Annotated in this window: 3 protein-coding genes and 1 pseudogene; all 4 read right to left on the bottom strand. The window is 40.1% G+C overall.

Going from position 1 to position 4,352, the window contains the following annotated elements; genetic code table 11:
• Positions 1-423, bottom strand: a pseudogene (locus WKT12_RS16205) (hypothetical protein); the annotation flags it as partial.
• 7 nt (positions 424-430) lie between these two features.
• Positions 431-2,098: a PCMD domain-containing protein gene (locus WKT12_RS16200; RefSeq protein WP_340320310.1), complete on the bottom strand. Its 1,668-nt coding sequence runs from the start codon at positions 2,096-2,098 to the stop codon at positions 431-433.
• Positions 2,099-2,104: 6 nt separating this feature from the next.
• Positions 2,105-3,445 carry a DUF4493 domain-containing protein gene (locus tag WKT12_RS16195; RefSeq protein WP_340320309.1) on the bottom strand — a complete coding sequence of 447 codons (1,341 nt, stop codon included), beginning with the start codon at positions 3,443-3,445 and terminating at the stop codon, positions 2,105-2,107.
• A gap of 18 nt (positions 3,446-3,463) precedes the next feature.
• A complete protein-coding gene (locus WKT12_RS16190) occupies positions 3,464-4,279 on the bottom strand; it encodes a DUF4493 domain-containing protein (protein ID WP_340320308.1) in 816 nt (271 codons plus the stop codon).
• Positions 4,280-4,352 lie beyond the last annotated feature (73 nt).

The raw sequence follows: 4,352 nt of genomic DNA, 5'->3' as shown, positions 1-4,352 counted from the left end.
AAAAATCTTGCTGTTTCCAAGTCCCATATAAGTACGCAAAAATCCGGCAGCAGTATATTCATGCTCCAGATATTTATAATCGCTGATATCGAATGTCAGGTCATCCCCCAGGTCCAGATTAATACTACCTATATCGGCATAGGTACGGTTATAATTCAAACGTATACCGGCCGCCATATTATCCCGGAAAAAATATCCGGCATACGGACTCACCTTAAACGTATAACCTTCGCCGTTCACGTCGTCCAATATAAGGAACTTATAATTATCACCAGTCAACTCCGTGTAAGAGAATGTGACTCCTCCCATCCACGAACCTTTCGGCACAAACAGGGAAGGTTTTATATTACGATCATAACCTTTTCGTGCGTAGACCGAAGTTACGCACAAAAAGGTTAATAATAGAATCAAATATTTCTTCATGTAAATATTAATAGTATGACAATTCAAAATCATCTACCCAAAGGGTACTGCCTATAGCCAGCTGACCAATAACATTTATCCCGTCAAAATACCCACCATAACGACTGGAAGTCGCTACAATTGTAATCTTATCAGGACGTTTGTTCGTCACTGTATATTCTACAGGAATTTCAAAACGAGTATACTCTGAAACGGTTTCATTTGTTATGAAATGACCTTCGCCGATAGTTTCGCTTCCCGACCACAACTGAATATAGATATCACATTCATCTTTTTCCAATTTTTCCGAAGGAACACTTCCGCTAGACATTGTTGCTCCCGGCTGATATTTAAAGTAACCTGACAACTTAGTCGGACGAGCTCCAGTATACTCTCTACCAAATGTTACACTTGAAGCTGGATTAGACGTATTAGTCTTATAGTTTCCAATAAAAATATTTCCAGCAGCTGTTACCTTCACAATCAATACTTTCACTTGCACTGTTTGCAGCTGAGCAGCTAAACCTGAATGAGAATCTTCAACACCTGTACTATTAGAACTTCCACCCAAAGTAACTCCTTCATTTCCTGTTGCCCAATAGCTATTGGCTGCATCCCCATTTGGATACCAGTTCTTTCCATTCTGACTCCATGTATCAAAGTTCAGGTTTGGAATTTCCGCATACGATTCTGTAGTAAATGAACAAGTTTCGCCCATCTTATCTCCACACAAAATGTAATATTCATACTCTGTACCGAAGTCCAGCGGAGCAACCTTTGCAGAATAGTTCTTTGTACCGTCTTCCTGAACAGCTTCTACCGTAGTCCATTCAGCATCAGCTTTTTTCTTGTAACGGAACTGTACCGGAGAAGTAACTTCTGCCAGATTGCAAGTACCAGACAAATAAGCGAACTGTCCCCATACTTTAGAAACATCGTTCTTAATATCGCTGGTAACCATATCCGTACTTTCCTGTTTGGTAGGAACTTTTACCGTTACATCGTACTGATGGATAGTCTGGTCGACTGAAATATCGAATCCGGCATTACCTTCTGTAATATCCAAATTCACTTTATAATGGTAAGCAGCTTCTGCTTTCGACGTGATTTCCTGAGAGAAAGACTTTCCATTGCCAAAATCCACTCTTACGTTCAGCGCCTGACCAGCCTTTACATAAGCTGCACGTTCTTCACCTTCCACAAAAGGAATGCTCAAAGACTCAGCTCCCTCTATATAGCAAGTATATCCTGAGAAAGTAGACTTGAAGCTTTCCGAACTGCTGACAGAAACCATTGTCTGCGCCAGCTTACAAGTAATGTTTACACTCTTTGCCTTATTGGCTTCGATAGACACACTACTCTGTCCTTCGTAATAAGGCTGTGCGTCGAAGCCCTGAGTTTCCATGTTCTTGTCTGCTGAATATGCCTTAATGGTATATGTAGCAACAGGCAATATCACATCATCGAGGGTTTTCCAGTCGTCGGCATGTTTTACGACTGCACTCGATTCATTCATTATATCGACAGCTATTGCTTCCGATGCGGTAATATCGGCACGAGTAATTACACTCTTATTGACATCGACGGAGGATAACTGAAGATAGCCATATCCTTCGGCCTCATCTATTTCTGACTGACAGGAAGAAACAAGTCCTGCCCCCAGAAACAATCCAATCATTATATTTGTTAATTTCATATTCTTTTACTCTCCATCTTTTGGATTTACGATAACTGTAATATCTCCGTCTTTAGTACTTACACCATCTGAAACAGATAAGTTAAATGTACTAGTTCCTGAACTAACAACCTGTGGAATCATAACTAATAATCCTTCTAACTTAAAGGTAAAATCTGTACAAGTTCCAGCGTGTAGCTGAGTATATTCCTCATCAGTAACAAGACCTAAACCCACAATTTTTTCCTTCAGATCATCATCCATATTACAGATATCGAATGTTTCAGGTAACTCTACCATGACTAACATAGCTGCAATCTCACCCGAAATAGTCACATTCAGATTCTTTATACCATTAGGAGCTAAAATATGTACATCTTGTAAACCTTCAATATCAGAATCACCATATGTACAAGTATAAGTAGCAGGCAATCCTTCGAATGTAATGGAAGTTTCCGGTTCCTCACCACCTTCATCCGGATTTTCCGGGCCATTATAAATAATGTTACCTACCGGAATTTCGATTGTTTCACCCACTTCAGTAAATGTCAGGTCGACAGTAATACCGATAGAGATATGAGATTCTGTAGAACCTTCTTCAGTCAGTTGAATATTAAAAGAATCACCACCTTCCAGTTCAGATTCACCACCTTCTGCATCAGCCGGTTTCTGAATGGTTGCTTTCAGTTCAATAAAATTATCTTGTACGGTAGTTGCTTTAATAGAAGCATTCAGACAAGTCTTATTATCTGGCGTCTGAAAATAATATTTCTTACCAATAGAAGTCTTGTCGAATACCTGGTTCGCTCCGTCTCCATTGTCTATAATCACAGCATAATCGTCTTTGAAAGCCTCTTCGAACGAGCTGGTCAGTGACAACGCAACTTCTACACAAGCCAGTTTACAAGGCAAATCAACACTTGTAGCAACTCCTCTCTTTACAGAAAACGTCTGTTCACCCTTGAAATAAGGACGTTCGGATACTGTTACATTTTCACCGTCGTAGTTATAAGCTATTACAGAATAGTCGCCCTCGCTCAACGGGAGAACAATTTTTCCACTCTCGTTTTTCAGTTCGCTAACCTTACCCTTAGCAACTTCTTCCTGAGTATCTGTATTTCTTACAATCAGCGTATAGTTGTCAACATTTACATCTTCTGCATTAAAGCTTCCGGTAGTAGTTCCACCGTCAACAACTTCGTCGGCACGACTCATTGTCACTCCGTTATAAATGGATGCCAAGTCGAGTTCCAGTGTACCTGCATTTTCACCAGCTTCTCCCTTGCCCAAAAGTTCATCACGCATTTCGCAAGACGAGAAACCTATCATAAGGCCTAAAAGCCAGATTAAACTCTTATATTTTTTCATCGTATTCGTCTTTTATTTTTAACTTGGAATGTAATCACCCGGAATATCAACTGTAACATCTTCATCGGTAACACCGTCGTCGACAGTAATTTCCAGTCCGAATTTACCACCTTCTTCATCTATGGCATTCGGCTTAATAGTTAAGGTATAAGAATAACAAGGTTTCAAGTCGATTACCTTAGAAGTATCGAAGCCATCAACCACAACCGGCTCACCGTTCTTGTCTGTCAGAGAAAAAGACAAGGTAGCCTTTACGCCTTCGTCACCAGTCTTCAGATAAAGCTGCTGACCTTCATTCGACTTGTTCATCGTCCAAGCCTCATCCATATAGTCAGTCTTAACGCTAACAGTACAATCCTGGAAGTAATCTTCGAAAGTATCACTGTCATCATTTCCTTTGTATGCCAAAATAATTCTGGCATTGGCAGGCTTACAAGCAATAGAAATCGTTTTCTTATCTCCCTGAGAAACCGTAAATGTTTCGCTTCCCTTTACATACAACTTATCGTAGCCCGCAGCTACATCCTCTCCATAGTAAGCAGTCAGTGTATAAGGTACACCAAAATCTACCTGCTGCTCTACATCCAAATCTCCATACAGCTTATCTGTATAAACAGGTTCCTCCCCTTTATACAAAGACACCTTGTAATTATTCACGTTCAGATAAGCGCTCTCGTCTATCGAACGGCTGCTATAAGACAGGTTTGTCGACAAATCGACCATGATACTGCCTTGTCCTGAAACACTCTCTTTTCCATCTTCACTCGAACAGCTACCTAAGAAAGCCAGCAGTACCACTGAAGAAAGAACCTTCAAATAGTTTTTCATTTTCATCCAATTACTAATTTTAATTTTTTTCAGGGTGCAAAGTAACAGATTATTCATAAACCTTAAAAGGTCTGTTTTT

Source organism: Phocaeicola sp. HCN-6420, from assembly GCF_037890145.1.
Classification (GTDB): Bacteria; Bacteroidota; Bacteroidia; order Bacteroidales; family Bacteroidaceae; genus Phocaeicola.
The sequence above is the reverse complement of the archived record's forward strand: the minus strand, read 5'-3'. Positions and strand labels throughout refer to the sequence as shown.